The organism is Amycolatopsis sp. NPDC045836 (assembly GCF_056431745.1).
In genome coordinates this window covers 229471-245502 of sequence record NZ_JBWKKF010000008.1, presented here as the reverse complement: position 1 = coordinate 245502, position 16032 = coordinate 229471, and the positions used below count along the sequence as shown (strand labels likewise).

The 16032-nt window shown below is 71.6% G+C and carries 17 protein-coding genes; 9 read left to right on the top strand and 8 right to left on the bottom strand.

The window, feature by feature from the left end; translation table 11 throughout:
- The first annotated feature begins 99 nt into the window (after positions 1-99).
- The 4 genes from AC07EG_RS17720 (at position 100) to AC07EG_RS17705 (ending at position 3321) form a co-directional block, all read left to right on the top strand.
- The gene (locus tag AC07EG_RS17720) at positions 100-933 is read left to right on the top strand and encodes a nitrilase-related carbon-nitrogen hydrolase (RefSeq protein ID WP_478254181.1); all 834 of its coding nucleotides are present in this window, start codon (positions 100-102) and stop codon (positions 931-933) included.
- A gap of 71 nt (positions 934-1004) precedes the next feature.
- The gene (locus AC07EG_RS17715; protein WP_478254180.1) at positions 1005-1814 is read left to right on the top strand and encodes an LURP-one-related family protein; all 810 of its coding nucleotides are present in this window, start codon (positions 1005-1007) and stop codon (positions 1812-1814) included.
- 3 nt (positions 1815-1817) lie between these two features.
- Entirely contained in the window at positions 1818-2864 is a 1047-nt protein-coding gene (locus AC07EG_RS17710; protein ID WP_478254179.1) for an MBL fold metallo-hydrolase, read from the top strand.
- Between the two features lie 61 nt (positions 2865-2925).
- Positions 2926-3321 carry a GNAT family N-acetyltransferase gene (locus tag AC07EG_RS17705; RefSeq protein ID WP_478254361.1) on the top strand — a complete coding sequence of 132 codons (396 nt, stop codon included), beginning with the start codon at positions 2926-2928 and terminating at the stop codon, positions 3319-3321.
- Positions 3322-3933: 612 nt separating this feature from the next.
- On the opposite strand, the gene mnmA is transcribed toward AC07EG_RS17705, so the two are convergent.
- From mnmA to AC07EG_RS17670, 7 genes are all read right to left on the bottom strand, one after another.
- Positions 3934-5022 (bottom strand): tRNA 2-thiouridine(34) synthase MnmA, encoded by a 1089-nt coding sequence (mnmA, locus tag AC07EG_RS17700; protein ID WP_478254178.1) that lies wholly within the window; start codon positions 5020-5022, stop codon positions 3934-3936.
- A gap of 5 nt (positions 5023-5027) precedes the next feature.
- Positions 5028-6218 (bottom strand): cysteine desulfurase family protein, encoded by a 1191-nt coding sequence (locus AC07EG_RS17695; protein WP_478254177.1) that lies wholly within the window; start codon positions 6216-6218, stop codon positions 5028-5030.
- A gap of 40 nt (positions 6219-6258) precedes the next feature.
- Complete coding sequence (locus AC07EG_RS17690) at positions 6259-7620, bottom strand: MFS transporter (RefSeq protein ID WP_478254176.1); 1362 nt, start codon at positions 7618-7620, stop codon at positions 6259-6261.
- Positions 7621-7659: 39 nt separating this feature from the next.
- Complete coding sequence (locus AC07EG_RS17685; RefSeq protein ID WP_478254175.1) at positions 7660-8529, bottom strand: lysophospholipid acyltransferase family protein; 870 nt, start codon at positions 8527-8529, stop codon at positions 7660-7662.
- Entirely contained in the window at positions 8526-9308 is a 783-nt protein-coding gene (locus AC07EG_RS17680; RefSeq protein ID WP_478254174.1) for a GNAT family N-acetyltransferase, read from the bottom strand. Before AC07EG_RS17680 ends, AC07EG_RS17685 begins: the two co-directional genes overlap by 4 nt.
- Before the next feature lie 301 nt (positions 9309-9609).
- Positions 9610-10569, bottom strand: a complete 960-nt coding sequence (locus AC07EG_RS17675) for an electron transfer flavoprotein subunit alpha/FixB family protein (protein WP_478254173.1) — start codon at positions 10567-10569, stop codon at positions 9610-9612.
- Positions 10570-10594: 25 nt separating this feature from the next.
- Positions 10595-11383 carry an electron transfer flavoprotein subunit beta/FixA family protein gene (locus AC07EG_RS17670; RefSeq protein WP_478254172.1) on the bottom strand — a complete coding sequence of 263 codons (789 nt, stop codon included), beginning with the start codon at positions 11381-11383 and terminating at the stop codon, positions 10595-10597.
- 264 nt (positions 11384-11647) lie between these two features.
- Between AC07EG_RS17670 and AC07EG_RS17665 the strand changes: the two genes are divergently transcribed.
- A complete protein-coding gene (locus tag AC07EG_RS17665) occupies positions 11648-12472 on the top strand; it encodes a DegV family protein (protein ID WP_478254171.1) in 825 nt (274 codons plus the stop codon).
- Between the two features lie 81 nt (positions 12473-12553).
- A complete protein-coding gene (locus tag AC07EG_RS17660; protein ID WP_478254170.1) occupies positions 12554-12709 on the top strand; it encodes a hypothetical protein in 156 nt (51 codons plus the stop codon).
- A gap of 78 nt (positions 12710-12787) precedes the next feature.
- Here AC07EG_RS17660 and AC07EG_RS17655 read toward each other — a convergent pair whose 3' ends face one another.
- Positions 12788-13216, bottom strand: a complete 429-nt coding sequence (locus tag AC07EG_RS17655) for a hypothetical protein (RefSeq protein ID WP_478254169.1) — start codon at positions 13214-13216, stop codon at positions 12788-12790.
- Positions 13217-13261: 45 nt separating this feature from the next.
- On the opposite strand from AC07EG_RS17655, the gene AC07EG_RS17650 reads away from it, so the two are divergent.
- From AC07EG_RS17650 to AC07EG_RS17640, 3 genes are read left to right on the top strand one after another with little or no spacing between them, the layout of a single operon-like run.
- Positions 13262-14026, top strand: coding sequence for a class I SAM-dependent methyltransferase (locus AC07EG_RS17650; RefSeq protein WP_478254168.1), 765 nt, complete (start codon positions 13262-13264; stop codon positions 14024-14026).
- The gene (locus AC07EG_RS17645) at positions 14023-15480 is read left to right on the top strand and encodes a 1,4-alpha-glucan branching protein domain-containing protein (RefSeq protein ID WP_478254167.1); all 1458 of its coding nucleotides are present in this window, start codon (positions 14023-14025) and stop codon (positions 15478-15480) included. The genes AC07EG_RS17650 and AC07EG_RS17645 overlap by 4 nt, the downstream gene beginning before the upstream one ends.
- A gap of 8 nt (positions 15481-15488) precedes the next feature.
- Positions 15489-15977 carry a glutathione peroxidase gene (locus tag AC07EG_RS17640; protein ID WP_478254166.1) on the top strand — a complete coding sequence of 163 codons (489 nt, stop codon included), beginning with the start codon at positions 15489-15491 and terminating at the stop codon, positions 15975-15977.
- The last annotated feature ends 55 nt before the right edge of the window (positions 15978-16032 follow it).

Below are 16032 nucleotides of genomic sequence, written 5' to 3'. Positions count from 1 at the left end.
CGCGGGTAAACGGTCGCCCCGCCGCCTGTCGTTCCCGGGCCGTGGAAGTCACACTGTGGGCAGTCAGCACCAGATGATCACCGAGGAGGTGAAACCGCGATGCGCGTGGCACTGGCCCAGACCGACTGCCGCCTCGGCGACGTCGACGGAAACTTGACCAGCACCGAGCAGCTCATCAAGGAGTCCGCGGCCCAGGGTGCGGACCTGGTCGTGTTCCCCGAGCTGAGCCTCACCGGCTACGCGCTCGGGCAGCTCGCCGAGGACATCTCGCTCTGGCCGGACGACGCGCGCCTGGCCGAACTGTCCAGGCACGGCCCCGACGTGGTGATCGGCCTGCTGGAGGACGGCCGGATCCGGCGGCACAACTCGGCGCTGTACCTGTCCGACGGCGAACTGGTGCACAACCACCGCAAGCTCTACCTGCCCAACTACCTGATCTGGGAGGAGCGCAAGCACGCCAGCCCCGGCCAGACCATGCGCGCCTTCGACACCCGGCACGGCCGGATGGCCACGCTGATCTGCAACGACGCCTGGCAGCCGATGCTGCCGTGGCTGGCCGCGCAGGACGGCGCCGAGATACTGGTGGTGCCGACGAACAGCGCGGCCAAGCTGACCGGCGGCTCGTTCGACCCGGCCGAGTACTGGCACGACCTGCTCGTGTTCACCGCGCGCATGCAGCAGTGCTGGGTGATCTTCGTGAACCGGGTCGGTGACGAGGCCGGGGTGCGGTTCTGGGGTGGTTCGCGGGTGGTCGACCCGTGGGGTTCGGTGGTGGCCACCGCGCCCACCTGGGAGGAGTCGCTGACGCTGGTGGACATCGACCCGACCGCGGTGCGCCGCCGTCGCCGGGAGATCCCGCTGCTGGCCGACGCCCGGCTCGGCCTGCTCCGCCGGGAACTGGAGCGGCTGATCACCGAGAGCGGGCCGGACTAGAGACACGGACATTTCCCGTAAATCCCCTGATCACCGCCACTTCGGGGGTGCTCGCACTACGCTCGACCGCCATGACCACCTCTTCGCAGCCGGGTTGGTACACCGACCGGGCCGACCCGGCTTCGCAACGCTGGTGGGACGGCACCGCGTGGACCGAGCACACCCGCCCGGCCCCGCGCCCGCACGACGCCGAGCGGATCGAGCTGGACATCGAGGGCACCCCGGATCCGCAGCGGATCCGCGCGCAGGCGGCGAAGGCGATGAGGGGTCAGGCGGTGCGCGGTGGCGGGGGCACCCTGTTCACCGAGCCGGTGCTGGTGGTCAACCAGCGGGCGAAGCTGATCGAGCTGGCCAGCGAGTTCGGCGTGTTCGACGCGGACGGCAACCGGCTGGGCGGGGTGGTGCAGGTCGGGCAGAGCGCGCTGCGCAAGGTGCTGCGCCTGCTCAGCGCCTACGACCAGTACCTCACGCACCGCTTCGAGGTGCGTGACGCCAACCACAGCACGGTGCTCAAGGTGACCCGGCCGCGCAAGATCTTCAAGTCGCGGTTCCTGGTGACCAGGGCGGACGACTCGCCGATCGGCGAAATCGTGCAGGAGAACGTGCTCGGCAAGATCAGGTTCGCTTTCCTGGTCGGTGATCGTAAGGTGGGAGGCATCCACGCGGAGAACTGGCGCGCGTGGAACTTCTCCATCCGCGACGAATCCGGCGAGGAGGTGGCCAGGGTGACCAAGACCTTCGGCGGGTTCGTCAAGGCCGCCTTCACCACGGCGGACAACTACGTGGTGCAGATCCACCGGCAGCTGCCGGACCCGCTGGCCAGCATGGTGGTGGCCGCGGCGCTGACCATCGACACCGCGCTGAAACAGGATTCGGACTGACCCGTGGAGATCACCGAAGACGACGGTTCGCGGCACTGGGCGGAACCGGGGGTGTACGCGGTTTCGCCCGGCGTCCACCGCATCCCGTTGCCGCTGCCCAACGACGCGCTGAAGGCGATCAACGTCTACGCGGTCTCCGACGGCTCGCGGCTGGTGCTGGTCGATTCGGGCTGGGCGCTGGTGGAGGCCCGTGAACTGCTCGGCGCCGGGCTCAAGGCGCTGGGCGCGGAACTCGGGGACATCGCCGAGTTCCTGATCACCCACGTGCACCGCGACCACTACACGCAGGCGGTGGCGTTGCGCCGCGAGTTCGGCGGGCACGTGGCGCTCGGCGCGGACGAACGGCCGTCGCTGGAGATCAGCGCCGACCCGTCGACCATGCCGATGAACGCGCAGCTGCGGTCGCTGGCCCGGGCGGGCGCGACCCCGGTGATCGAGGCGCTGGCGAAGATGTTCGGCGACTACCGGCGCCCCCGCACGGACACCGCGCTGTGGGAGGCACCCGACGAGTGGCTCACCCCCGGTCGCCGTTCCGTGCTGCCGGACCGCGAACTGGACGTGGTCGCCACCCCCGGCCACACCGCCGGTCACCTGGTCTTCGTCGACGACGTGGCGGACCTGATGTTCACCGGGGATCACGTGCTGCCGCACATCACCCCGTCGATCGGCTTCCAGCCCGCCGGGCCGGACCTGCCGTTGCAGGACTTCCTGGAGTCGCTGCGCCTGGTGCGCGGCCTGCCCGACCGGCGCATGCTGCCCGCACACGGCCCGGTCGCGCCGAGCGTGCACGCCCGCGTCGACGAACTGCTGGTGCACCACGAGGAGCGTCTCGACGAGATGGGCACGCGGGTGGCTGACGGCGCGAGCACCGCCTACGAGGTCGCCCTGCGGCTGGGCTGGACGCGGCGGCAGCGCGAGCTCGGTGAGCTGGACGCGTTCAACCAGTGCCTCGCGGTCAACGAGACCGGGGCGCACCTGGACCTGCTGGCCGCCCAGGGCAGGCTGCGGTTGTCCGATGTAGACGGTGTCCGGCACTACCGGCTCCCGTGAGTGGGATACTGGGCACGTGATTCGGCGAGCGCGGCGGGACGACGTGGCGAGCATCGCGGCGATGCTCGCGGATGATGCCATCGGTGCGGGCCGGGAGGACCCCACCCGGCTGGACCCGTACTTCGCCGCCTTCGAGGCCATCGACGCCGATCCGAACCAGGTGCTGGTGGTCGCCGATGCGGATGGTTCGGTGGTCGGGACGCTGCAGCTGTCGATCATCCACGGGTTGTCTCGGCGGGGAGCCACCCGCGCCCAGGTCGAGGGGGTGCGGGTGCACTCGAGCCAGCGGGGTACCGGCCTGGGCACCACCCTGGTGACCTGGGCGATCGACGAAGCGCGGCGCCGGGGTTGCGCGATGGTGCAACTCACCTCGGACGCCCGGCGCACCGATGCCCACCGCTTCTACGAACGCCTCGGCTTCACCGCCACCCACACCGGCTTCAAACTGCCTCTCTGAGGCCCCCTGCGGCGCGGCTGGCAAGGACGCCTGCTGAGCGACCGCCCCAGCGGGCAAGCTCGGGAGCCAGGACGAGCACCCTCACCCACCACGCGAGGAACCGCCCGGCCCCGCCGAAGCAACAGTTCCCCACCCACCCAACGCAAACCAGAGAGCTCAACCAGCACGACCACCAGACCCCACCACCCAACGCAAGCCAACAGACCAAACCGCGCCCCCTCAGACCGGACCCAACGCCAGCCAAGAGAGCAACCAGCGCGATCCCACACCCCCACCCAACGCAAGCCAGCAGCGCGACCAGCACGACCCCACCCACCCAACGCAAGCCAGCAGCCCAACCAGCACGACCCCACACCCCCACCCACCCAACGCAAGCCAGCAGCCCAACCAGCACGACCCCACACCCCCACCCACCCAACGCAAGCCAGCAGCGCTAAACCGGCACGACCACCCAGACCCCCCACCCCACCCCGGTCCACAGCCAAAAACACGGCGGGGATGGCTTTGTCAAGGCATCTTTCCCGCCTTGACAAAGCCATCCCCGCCGTAGTCACACTGAAAAGCCGGGGTGGCCGTTCCTCACCCGTTCCTCACCCCGTCCTCACCAGTTCCTCACCCGGTCCCGGAAATCTTCGCGCTCCCCAGCACCAGGTCCCCGTTCTCCGCATCCGGCCGGTAGAGCACCGCGACCTGTCCCGGCGCCACCCCCCGCAACGGCTCCCGCAGCTGGATGCTCACCTGATCCCCCGAAACCTCGGCCACCGCCGAGGCCAGTCCACCGTGCGCCCGCACCTGCACCACGCACTCCGTCGGCCCGTCCAGGGGTCCAGCAGGCCAAACGGGACGATCCGCCGAAATCCGCGTCACACCGAGATCACGCGAAGAACCGACCTTCACCGTCCCGCTGACCGGTTCCAGCGACAACACGTACCGGGGCCGCCCGTCCGGCGCCGGGGCCTCGATGCCCAGCCCCTTGCGCTGGCCGATGGTGAAACCGTGCACCCCGGTGTGCCGCCCCAGCACCGCACCGGTCTCGGCGTCGACCAGGTCACCCGGTCGCGTGCCGAGCCGCTTCTCCAGGAAGCTCTTGGTGTCGCCGTCCGGGATGAAGCAGATGTCGTGGCTGTCCGGCTTCTTCGCCACCGCCAGCTCCCGCCGCTCCGCCTCGGCCCGCACCTCGGTCTTCCACGAGTCACCCAGCGGGAACATCGAGTGGCGCAGCTGCTCCGGCGTCAGCGAAGCCAGCACGTACGACTGGTCCTTGCCCGAGTCCACGCTCCGGCGCAGCTCCGGCACACCATCCACGACGGACAACCGCGCGTAGTGCCCGGTGGCCACCGCGTCGAAGCCGAGCGCCATCGCCTTGTCCAGCAACGCCTCGAACTTGATCTTCTCGTTGCAGGTGACGCACGGGTTCGGGGTGCGCCCGGCGGCGTACTCGCCGACGAAGGTCTCCACCACTTCCTCGGTGAACCGCTCGGCGAAGTCCCAGACGTAGAACGGGATGCCGAGGATGTCCGCGGCCCGCCTGGCGTCCCGCGAATCCTCGATCGTGCAGCAGCCGCGCGAACCGGTGCGCAGCGTGCCCGGTTTCGCCGACAGCGCCAAGTGCACCCCGACCACCTCGTGCCCCGCCGCCACCGCACGGGCGGCGGCGACCGCCGAGTCCACGCCACCGCTCATCGCGGCCAGTACGCGCATCCGCCTCACACCTTCGCCTTCGCCTTGCGCATCCCGGAAAGCCCGGCCTGCCGCGCCCTCGCGACCACCCCGCCGATCACCGCGGCCAGTGCGTCCACGTCCGCCCGCGTGGAGTCGTGCCCCAGCGAGAACCGCAGCGAACCCCGCGCCGCCGCGGGTTCGGCACCCATCGCCAGCAGCACGTGGCTGGCCTGCGCGACCCCGGCCGTGCAGGCCGAGCCGGTGGAGCACTCGATGCCCTTGGCGTCGAGCAGCATCAGCAGGCTGTCGCCGGCGCAACCGGGGAAGGTGAAGTGCGCGTTGCCGGGGAGCCGGTGCTCGGGGTGGCCGTTGAGCCGGGCGTCCGGCACCTCGCGCAGCACCGCGGTGACCAGTTCCTGCCGCAGCTCACCCAGCAGTTCCGCCTGCGACGGCTGCGCCTCGACGGCGGCCTGCACGGCCACCGCGAACGCGTGGATGGCGGGCACGTCCAGGGTGCCGGAGCGCACGTCGCGCTCCTGCCCGCCGCCGTGCAGCAGCGGGGTGCACGGCGTGTCGCGGCCGAGCAGCAGCGCGCCGACCCCGTACGGGCCGCCGACCTTGTGCCCGGTCAGCGTCAGCGCCGCGGCGCCGCTCCCGGCGAACGACACCGGCACCGCGCCGATCGCCTGCACGGCGTCGGTGTGCAGCGGGATGCCGTGCTCGGCGCAGATCGCGGTCAGCTCGGCGATCGGATTGACCGTGCCGACCTCGTTGTTCGCCCACATCACCGTGACCAGCGCGACGTCCGACGGGTCGCGCTCGACGGCTTCGCGCAGCGTTTCCGGGGCGACGCGGCCGGTCTCGTCCACGGCCAGCCAGTCGATCTCGGCACCGCTGTGCTCGGCGAGCCATTCCGCGGTGTCCAGCACGGCGTGGTGCTCGACCGCGCTCACCAGGATGCGGCGGCGCCGGTCGTCGGCGCGGTGGCGCGCCCAGAAGATGCCCTTGACCGCCAGGTTGTCGGCTTCGGTGCCGCCGCCGGTGAAGACCACCTCGGACGGTCGCGCGCCCAGCGCGCCGGCCACGACCTCCCTGGCCTCCTCGACCAGCCGCCGCGCCCGCCGCCCCGAGGAGTGCAGTGAGGAGGCGTTGCCCACGGTGGACAATGCCTCGGTCATCGCCTTGATGGCGGAGGGCAACATCGGGGTTGTCGCCGCGTGGTCGAGATAGGTCATCGCGCCCTCCAGGGTAGCCCCGGAGGGCGTGTGACGATGCTCACCTACCCTGGTGAGGCCGCCGGCGGGTGGCGAAGAAGCCGACCAGGGCGACCCCGGCCATCGCCGCACCGACCACCGCCATCGCCGCCGACGGCCGGTCGGCCGGGCCGAACGCGGCCAGCAGCACCCCGCCGAACCCGACGGTCAGCGCCGAGCCCACCCAGTCCCCCAACTGGCTGGCCGACATGGTGAACCCGCGCTCGGCGACCGGCGAGAACCGCAGCAGGAGCAGTGAAACCGAGGGCATCGCCAGCCCCATGCCCGCCCCGCCGACCGCGGTGCAGGCGAAGGCCAGCCAGCCGGGCGCCCACGGCTGCGCGACGAACACGAACCCGCCGACCCCGGCCGCCACCAGCGCGAACCCGGTGCGCAGCAGCGACTCCCGCGACCAGTCCGGATACCGGCCCTGCAGCATCGAGGCGGCCGACCAGCCGAGCGCGGTGACCGTCAACGGCAACCCCGCCGGCGCCGGGCCGTAGCCGTGCACGCTGCTCAGGGTCAGCGGCAGGAACGCCTCCATGCCGAAGAACGCCCCGGACAGCAGCGCCCGCGCGCCGACCACGGTCGGCAGGCCGGGGCGCAGGGTGAGCGTGCCGGGTGGCAGCAGGCGGCGCAGCGACAGCACCAGCGCGACCGCGCCGACGGCGCCGTAGCCCAGCGCCACCGGGGAGGGGTGCTGCGCGGCCCAGGTCAGCGCCGCCACGCCGATCGCCACGACCACCGCCGACGGCACCCCGGCACGCCGCTCGCCCGCCCCGGGGACGTGCGGTTCGAGCCGTCGCACCACCGACAGCAGCAGCGCCATGGCGAGCCCCACCAGCGGGATCAACGCGAGGAACACCCAGCGCCAGCCGAACCGCTCGGTGACCAGCCCGGCGATCGACGGCCCGAGCACCCCCGGCAGCACCCACGCCGCCGCGTTCGCCGCGTAGATCACCGGCCGTTCACGATCGGTGTAGACGAGCCCGATCAGCAGGGACACCGCCACCAGCACCAGCCCGGCGCCGAAGCCCTGCAGCACCCGCCCGAGCAGCAGCAGCGGCATGTTCACCGCGGTACCGGCGACCACCAGCCCGGCCAGGAACAGCAGCGGCCCGGTCAGCAGCCCGAGCGCCGGGCCGCGGGCGTCACCGAGCCTGCCGGACAGCACGGTGGCCACCACGCTGGCGACCAGGAACGAGGTGAACGGCCAGGAGTAGAGCGCGGTGCCGTGCAGTTCGGCCACCATCGTCGGCATCGCCGTGGCCACGCCCATGTTCTCGAACGCGACCAGGGTGATCACCAGCAGGATGCCGGTGGTGGTCACGCGGTGCTCCCGGCTCCAGAGCACGCCGCGGCCCGGGGCCAGGGTCTCGGTCATGGTCCCAGTCTGCGATCTCCACCGCGGTGGAGGTCAAACTCAGACCTTGACCGGTGCGACGACCCGGCGGCGGCGCTGCGCGGGGAGGGAGACCGTGCCGAGCGCGGCGGAGACCGCGGCTTCGGCGAGCCCGGCCAGCTCCCGGCGGTCCGCCGCCCGGCCCGGCGCGATCTCCGGGCAGACGAAGACCTCCAGCACCAACCCGCGCAACCGGGCCACCCGGCGCAGCGAGTCGATCAGCGATTCCGGGCCGATGAACGCGGGCCAGGTGGTTTCCCGGCCGTCCGCGAGGCGGTAGCGCAACGCGATCGGGCGGACCGGCACCCCGCCGTCGATGGCCGCCTGGAAGGTGGCCGTGGTGAACCGGCCGGAGGCGCGACCGCACCAGGTGGTGGCCTCCGGGGTGACGTTGACCAGCGAACCGCCGCGCAGCGCCTCGGCCAGCCGGTCCATCGTGGACGGCAGGGTGGACAGGCGTTCGCGGTCGAGGAAGATGGTGCCCGCCTTGGCCACCAGCAGCCCGAGCACCGGCCAGCTCGCGATCTCCCGCTTGGCCAGCGCCCGCATCGGCCGCACCGCGTTGACCGCGACGACGTCCAGCCACGAGATGTGGTTGTTCACCACCAGCGCGCCGCGGGCCGGGTCCTCGGCCAGTTCGGCGCCGCCGTGCACCACCAGCCGGATGCCGAAGGAACGCAGCACCCCGCCGAACACCAGGCGCACCAGGCGGTCGCGGGCCCGGCCGCGCAGCACCAGCAGCGCCGGGACGGCGGCCAGCGCGGCCAGCACCACCACGATCGCCGCGGCGAAGCGACCGGCGCGGCGGGCGAGGTGGACGGTCGGCTCGCCGTGGGTCAGGCAGTGGTCACCGCACGGCGACGGCGGCATCCACGCGTGCCGGGCACTCATCCGTTCGCCCCGAGGAAGAACTTCAGGTAGCGCTCGTCGACGTTCTGCAGGTCCAGCAGGACCAGGAAGTCGGCCACGCCGAAGTCGGCGTCCAGCGCGGGCGGCCCGCACACCTTGGCGCCGAGGCGGACGTAGCCCTTGATCAGCGGCGGCAGCACCGACCGGGACGGCCGCGGCACGTCGTCGCAGTGCCACGGGTCCAGGGGCCGCACGCGCAGCTCGTCGGCGGCGTAGTGCTTGGTGCGCAACAGGTCCCAGACCCCGGCGGCGTAGCTGCCGTGGCCGGTCAGCGGCACCGAGGCGCAGCCGGCCAGGTAGCGGTGCCCGGACAGCAGCATGTAGCGGGCGATGCCCGCCCAGACCAGGCTGACCACGGCGCCGCTGCGGTGTTCGGGGTGCACGCAGGAGCGGCCGGTCTCGACCAGCGAGCCGCGGAGGGCGGCCAGCGCGGTCAGGTCGAACTCGGTGTCCGAGTAGAGGCGGCCCGCTTCGGCGGCGCGCTCGGGCGGCAGCATCCGGTAGGTGCCGACGATCTCGCCGCTGTTGTCGTCGCGGACCACCAGGTGGTCGCAGAACCGGTCGAACTCGTCGATGTCCAGCCCCGGCTGGGGCGAGTGCAGGGTGGCGCCCATTTCCTCGGCGAAAACGCGGTGACGAAGCCGCTGCGCGGCGACGACCTCTTCGTTGTCGTTGGCGACGAGCAGGGAGTAGCGGGGCGCGCCCGCCGGCAGCTCGGCACCGGCCTGATCAGTGCTGACGAGCAGCTGTGATCGAGTCATACCGGTAGGTCTACGCCCGGGAAGAACCACCGGGAGAGCCACGCGGTGGCGTCTCGGTGCACGTTCCGTTAATAGCGGGTTCTCAGCCTCCTCTCAGGTAGGAAACGCCGAAACCCGCTCCCCAACCAAGTGCCCCACCGCCGCCCGGGCACCGAACAAGAGCACCCGCCCAGACTCCCCACCCCCGCCTCGGTCCACCGCCAAAAACACGGCGAGGATGCCCTCGTCAAGGCAGCTTCCCCGCCTTGGCAAGGTCATCCTCGCCGTGGTCACACTGAAGAACCGGGGTGGAACACCCCGCTCAGCCCTTGCGCTTCGCAACCGCCTCGGTCAGCTGCGGGGCCACGTTGAACAGGTCCCCCACCACACCGAAGTCGGCGATCTCGAAGATCGGGGCCTCGGGGTCCTTGTTGACCGCGATGATCGTCTTCGAGGTCTGCATGCCGGCCCGGTGCTGGATCGCCCCGGAGATGCCGAGCGCGATGTACAGCTGCGGCGAGACCGTCTTGCCGGTCTGGCCGACCTGGAACTGCGCCGGGTAGTACCCGGAGTCCACCGCGGCGCGCGAGGCGCCGACGGCCGCGCCGAGCGAGTCGGCCAGCTTCTCCACCACGTCGAACTTGTCGGCCGAGCCGACCCCGCGGCCACCGGAGACCACGATGGAGGCCTCGGTCAGCTCGGGCCGGTCACCGCCGACGACCGGCTCGACGCCGGTGATCTTGGCCGCCTTGGCCGGGTCCACCGCGGGCAGCTCGACGGTCTCCTCCGCGGCGGCGCCGTCGGCCTGCTCCGCCTCGATCGCGCCCGGGCGGACCGAGATGATCGGCGTGCCCTTGGCGGACTTCGACTTCACCGAGTACGCGCCACCGAAGACCGACTGGTCGACCGTGCCGTCGGAGTTGACGCCGACCACGTCGTAGAGCAGGCCGGAGTCCAGCCGCGCGGCGAGCCTGCCGGACACCTCCTTGCCCTCGGCGGTGGCGGCCACGATCACCGCGGCCGGGGACGCCTTCCCGGCCAGCAGCGCGAGCGCGTCGACCTTCGGGGTGACCAGGTAGGTGGCGGCGTCGGCGGACTCCGCCACGTACACCTTCGCGGCACCGTAGGCGGCCAGGCTGTCCTTGACCTTGCTCGCGGTGCCCGGCTCGCCGACCACCACGGCCGACGGCTCGCCGAGCGCGCGGGCCGCGGTCAGCAGCTCCAGCGTGGACTTCTTGACCTCACCGTCGACGTGGTCGACGAGGACCAGAACTTCAGACATTTCCGTCTCCTAGCGAGTCTCAGTCTCAGATGATCTTCTGGCCGACCAGGTATTCGGCGACCTTGGTGCCGCCGTCGCCGTCGTCCTCGACGCGCTCACCGGCGGTGCGCGGGGGCTTCGGCGCGGCTTCGACCACGGCGGACCACGCGTTGCCGAGGCCGACCTCGCCCGCGTCGACCCCGAGGTCGGCGACGGTGAGCGTCTCCACCGGCTTCTTCTTCGCGGCCATGATGCCCTTGAACGACGGGTACCGCGGCTCGTTGATCTTCTCGGTGACGCTGACCAGCGCGGGCAGGCTCGCCTCGAGGTGGGTCAGGCCCTCGTCCGCGGTTTCGCGGTCGACCTTGACCGAGGTGCCCTCGACGGTCAGCTGCCGGGCGTGGGTCAGCTGCGGCAGGCCGAGCAGTTCGGCGACGATCGCCGGGACCGCGCCACCGCGGCCGTCGGAGGCCTCGTTGCCGGCGATCACCAGGTCGACGTTGTCCACCTTGCGCACCGCGGCGGCGATCACCTTGGCGGTGGCGAGCAGGTCGGAACCGTGCAGCGCCGGGTCGGAGACGTGGATGGCCTTGTCGGCACCCATCGACAGCGCCTTGCGGATCGCGTCGGTGGCGCGGTCCGGGCCGACCGCGAGCACGGTCACCTCGCCCTCGCCGGCTTCCTTGATCTTCAGCGCTTCTTCGACCGCACGCTCGTTGATCTCGTCGAGCACCGCGTCGGCGGACTCGCGGTCAAGGGTGTGGTCGGACTCGCTGAGCTTGCGCTCGGAGTAGGTGTCGGGCACCTGCTTGACCAGGACAACGATGTTCGTCATGGGTCCTTCACGACCTCCCGTTACTTCGGGCGCCTCAGTGCACCCGCAGGGCTGTACTCGCCGGTAGTTAAGCGCAGGTGCGGGGTCGCTGGCGCGCCGAGGTGACGCCATTCACCTGGATGCGCCAAAAATCAGGACGATCGTCCCGTTAGTTCTCGGCGGACTGCGTACGGTGTGCGTTCCATCCCATCCAGTGGCATCGCGGTTCCTCCATTCGGACGCGCCGGGTTAGCCTGCCTGACTGTGCTGAACCGCGTAGCCGTGATGACCGATTCGACCGCCTGCCTGCCCGACGCGCTGGCCAGGCAGTGGGACATCGGTGTCGCCCAGGTCCAGTTGCACGTCGGGGACCGGCTCGACGACGAGCAGCGCTTCCAGCGCGCCGACCTGCTGGCCGCCATGCGCGCGGGCCAGGCGGTGTCCACCTCCCCGCCCGATCCGGGCGCCTTCTTCTGGGCCTACCAGGACGCGATGAGCCGCGGCGCGACCGCCGTCGTCAGCATCCACCTCTCCGGCCGCATGTCGGCCACGGTGCAGGCGGCCAGGGAGGCCGCGCAGCAGGTGCAGCTCCCGGTGCACGTGCTCGACAGCGGCACCACCGGGATGAGCCTCGGTTTCGCCGTGCTGGCGGCGGCCAGGGCCGCGGCGGCGGGCGCGCACCCGCGGCGGGTGATCGAGACCGCCGAGTACCGCTTCCGCACCAGCACCGAACTGCTCTACGTGGACACCCTCGAATACCTCAAGCGCAGCGGCCGGATCGGCTCCGCGCAGGCGATGGTCGGCAGCGCGCTGGCGCTGAAGCCGCTGCTGACCGTGCGCGAGGGCGAGGTCGCCCCGCTGTCCAGGGTGCCGGGGCGGCGGCGGGCGCTGAACAAGCTGGTCGAGCTGGCCACCCGGCAGGCGCGGGACAAACCGGTCGACGTGGCCCTGGTCCGCTTCGGCGACGACGAGCGCGTGCTCGACCTCGCCGAGCAGCTGCGGAACCGGCTGCCGCAGGTGCGCGAAACGATGACCCTGGAAGCCAGCACGATCATCGGCGCGCACGTGGGTCCGGGTGCACTGGGCATCACCGTTTCCCCAGCGGGGTGACGGGGTAGCCCGGGAACCACACGGAAAGGTGGTTCGTTGTCCCGACGAACCGGACAAACCGCCACGCGCAGGAGGACCGAGATGGCATCATCGCTGTTCCACAAGATCGCGCGGTTCGCGAGAAGCCCGCAGGGCCGCCGGACGATCGACCAGGTCAAGCGGTACGCCAACGACCCACGCAAGCGCCAGCAGGCCAAGGAAGCCCTCGGCAAGCTGCGCGGCAGGGGCAAGCGCTGAGATTCGGCCGCGCCTCCGGCGCGGCGGCGAGGTCGCTTTTGACCCGGTGGCCGGCTCAAAAGCGACCTCGCAACGTGATCATTGGGCCGAAACCGCTGGTGCCGGAGTTCTTCCCGGCACCAGCACCACCAGCAGGGCCACCAGCGTGCCCGCGACCAGGCCCACGGCGTTGAGCACCTGGTCCACCGGCGGCAGCACGTGCAGGTGGATCAAGTGGTAGATGGTGTGCGGCACGCTCAGCACCAGCCAGGCGGCCCCCGCCAGCCGTGCCGCTGACGCGCTCTTCATCGCCAGCGCGCCGAAGGCGACCACGCCCAGTGCCAGGAACATCGCCCCGACGTCCCGGACCAGGTGTTCGTTGAACGGCCCGTCGGCCGAGACCCAGCCGCGGCGGAAACCGGGGAAGTCCAGGTAGAACGACTCCGGCAGGAAGCACGCCCACCCCCCGGTGAGGAGTCCGGCCAGGCCGAGCAGCGCCAGTGTGGCGCGGGTGAATGTCGACTGCATGACCTTTGGACGGGGCCGCCCCGGTGGGTGTGACAGGGTGACCGGGTGACCACCCCCGCCGAGGCCCTGCACCTCACCGGAGAACGCACCGTGCCGGACGTTCCCGAGGAGAACTACTGGTTCAGGCGCCACGAGGCCGCCTACGCCGCCCTGCTCCCCTACTGCGCGGGTGCGACGGTGCTGGACGCCGGCTGTGGCGAAGGTTACGGTGCCGGGTTGATCGCCACCTCCGCGCCGCGGGTGCTGGCGCTGGACTACGACGAGCCGACCACCGCGCACGTTGCCCGGCGCTACCCGGCGCTGGACGTCGTCCGCGGGAACCTCGCCTGCCTGCCGCTGCGTTCGTCCACTGTGGACGCCGTGGCCAACTTCCAGGTGCTCGAGCACCTCTGGGACCAGGGCGGCTTCCTCGCCGAGTGCCTGCGCGTGCTGCGGCCCGGCGGACGGCTGCTGGTCACCACGCCGAACCGGCTCACCTTCACCCCGGACAGCGACGTGCCGCTGAACCCGTACCACACCAGGGAACTGTCCGCGGCCGAACTGGACGAGCTGCTGCGCGCCGCCGGGTTCGAGGTGGAACTGCTGCACGGGCTGCACCACGGCCCGGCCGTGCGCGCGCTGGACGAGCGGTACGGCGGTTCGATCATCCAGGCGCAGCTGGACGTGGTGATGGGCTCGCTGCCGGGGCAGGCGACCTGGCCCGCCGAGCTGCTCGCCGACGTCGATTCGATCCGCACCGGCGATTTCGTGGTGCACGGCGAGGACCTCGACGAGAGCCTGGACCTGGTGGCCGTGGCGGTGCGGCCGTGAGCGAGGGCACCTTCTGCCTGGTGCTGCACAGCCACCTGCCGTGGCTGGCGCACCACGGTTCCTGGCCGGTCGGCGAGGAGTGGCTGTACCAGGCGTGGGCGCATTCGTACCTGCCGGTGGTCGACCTGGTGCGGCGGTTCGCCGACGAGGGCAGGCGCGACGTGCTCACCCTCGGTGTCACGCCGGTGCTGGCCGCGCAGCTGGACGACCCGTACTGCCTGCGTGCGTTCCACCACTGGCTCGGGCACTGGCAGCTGCGGGCGCGGCAGGCGGCCACGCTCTGGTCCGGCGACCCGCTGCTGCGCTCATTGGCCGCCGAGGAGCACCTGGCTGCCGATCGCGCCTGCGAGGAGCTGGAAACCCGGTGGCGGCACGGCTTTTCGCCGGTGCTTCGGTCCCTTGTGGACTCCGGGACGATCGAGCTGCTCGGCGGCCCGGCGACGCACCCGTTCCAGCCGCTGCTCGATCCGCGGGTGCGGGGTTTCGCGCTGCGCACCGGCCTCGACGACACCCGGCTGCGCATCGGCCACCGTCCCGAAGGCATCTGGGCGCCGGAATGCGGTTACGCGCCGGGCATGGAGGCCGACTACGCGGCGGCGGGCGTGCGGCGGTTCCTGGTCGACGGGCCTTCGCTGCGCGGTGACACCTCGGCGGCGCGCACGGTCGGCTCGTCGGACGTGGTCTGCTTCGGGCGTGACCTCGAGGTGACGTACCGGGTCTGGTCGCCGAAGGCGGGCTACCCGGGGCACGGGTCCTACCGGGACTTCCACACCTGGGACCACGAGGTCGGGCTGAAACCGTCGCGGGTGACCGGGAAGCAGGTGGCGCCGTCGGACAAGGCGCCCTACGACCCGGCGCTGGCCGCGGACACGCTCCGCTCGCACGTCAAGGACTTCGTGGACACCGTGGTGACGCGGCTGCGGTCGCTGCGGGAGCGGCACGGGCGCGAGTCGCTGGTGGTCGCGGCGTACGACACGGAGCTGTTCGGGCACTGGTGGCACGAAGGCCCGGCGTGGCTGGAGGCGGTGCTGCGGGCGCTGCCGGAGGCGGGCGTGCGGGTGACCACGCTGCGGGGTGCGCTGGAAGCCGGGCACCTCGGCGCGCCGGCGGACCTCCCCGCGTCGTCGTGGGGTTCGGGCAAGGACTGGCGGGTGTGGGACGGGGAGCAGGTCGCGGACATGGTCGCGGCGAACGCCTCGTTGCAGCGGCGCCTGCTCGCGCTGCCGCCGTCCGCGCGGGGCCACCGCGACCCGGTGCGGGACCAGCTGGTGACCGAGGCGCTGCTGGCGTTGTCCAGCGACTGGGCGTTCATGGTCACCAAGGACTCGGCCGCCGACTACGCTCGGCGGCGGGCGCGCGTGCACACCGAGCGGTTCGACGCTCTGGTGGGCGGGGGCGCGGTGTCGTTCGAGGACCGGCCGTTCGGGCAGCTGGATGCCCGCGATCTGCTGTGAGGATTTCGATGGGGATCAAGGACATCGGGGTGGAGACCCTCGACGGGGAGCCGACCACGCTCGGCGCGCTGGGCGAGAAGGCGCTGCTGGTGGTGAACGTGGCGTCGAAGTGCGGGCTGACGCCGCAGTACACCGGGTTGGAGGCGTTGCAGGAGCGCTACGGCTCGCGGGGTTTCGCGGTGGCTGGGTTCCCGTGCAACCAGTTCGCCGGGCAGGAACCGGGGAGCGCCGCGGAAATCCGCACGTTCTGCTCGACGACGTACGGCGTGACCTTCCCGTTGTTCGCGAAGATCGAGGTCAACGGCCCGGGACGGCACCCGCTCTACGCGGCTCTGGCGGCTGCGCCGGATGCCGACGGGGTGGCCGGTGATGTGCAGTGGAACTTCGAAAAGTTCCTGGTCGGCGTGGACGGCACGGTACTGGGACGGTTCCGGCCGCGGACGGAGCCCGAGGACGAGGCGCTGGTGAAGGCCGTGGAAGCCGCGCTGCCTTCCTGACCGGCCCAGCTTCGGGAAGGAGTGGGCCCGAGGGTGCACGTGGACCAAGGAGGGC

Coding starts and splice junctions, on each gene's coding strand:
- AC07EG_RS17705 (WP_478254361.1), top strand. CDS start 2,926: ATGCTCGCGGATGATGCCATCGGTGCGGGCCGGGAGGACCCCACCCGG.
- AC07EG_RS17695 (WP_478254177.1), bottom strand. CDS start 6,218: ATGACCTATCTCGACCACGCGGCGACAACCCCGATGTTGCCCTCCGCC.
- AC07EG_RS17655 (WP_478254169.1), bottom strand. CDS start 13,216: ATGCAGTCGACATTCACCCGCGCCACACTGGCGCTGCTCGGCCTGGCC.
- mnmA (WP_478254178.1), bottom strand. CDS start 5,022: ATGCGCGTACTGGCCGCGATGAGCGGTGGCGTGGACTCGGCGGTCGCC.
- AC07EG_RS17685 (WP_478254175.1), bottom strand. CDS start 8,529: ATGAGTGCCCGGCACGCGTGGATGCCGCCGTCGCCGTGCGGTGACCAC.
- AC07EG_RS17715 (WP_478254180.1), top strand. CDS start 1,005: ATGACCACCTCTTCGCAGCCGGGTTGGTACACCGACCGGGCCGACCCG.
- AC07EG_RS17640 (WP_478254166.1), top strand. CDS start 15,489: ATGGGGATCAAGGACATCGGGGTGGAGACCCTCGACGGGGAGCCGACC.
- AC07EG_RS17690 (WP_478254176.1), bottom strand. CDS start 7,620: ATGACCGAGACCCTGGCCCCGGGCCGCGGCGTGCTCTGGAGCCGGGAG.
- AC07EG_RS17720 (WP_478254181.1), top strand. CDS start 100: ATGCGCGTGGCACTGGCCCAGACCGACTGCCGCCTCGGCGACGTCGAC.
- AC07EG_RS17680 (WP_478254174.1), bottom strand. CDS start 9,308: ATGACTCGATCACAGCTGCTCGTCAGCACTGATCAGGCCGGTGCCGAG.
- AC07EG_RS17665 (WP_478254171.1), top strand. CDS start 11,648: ATGACCGATTCGACCGCCTGCCTGCCCGACGCGCTGGCCAGGCAGTGG.
- AC07EG_RS17660 (WP_478254170.1), top strand. CDS start 12,554: ATGGCATCATCGCTGTTCCACAAGATCGCGCGGTTCGCGAGAAGCCCG.
- AC07EG_RS17675 (WP_478254173.1), bottom strand. CDS start 10,569: ATGTCTGAAGTTCTGGTCCTCGTCGACCACGTCGACGGTGAGGTCAAG.
- AC07EG_RS17670 (WP_478254172.1), bottom strand. CDS start 11,383: ATGACGAACATCGTTGTCCTGGTCAAGCAGGTGCCCGACACCTACTCC.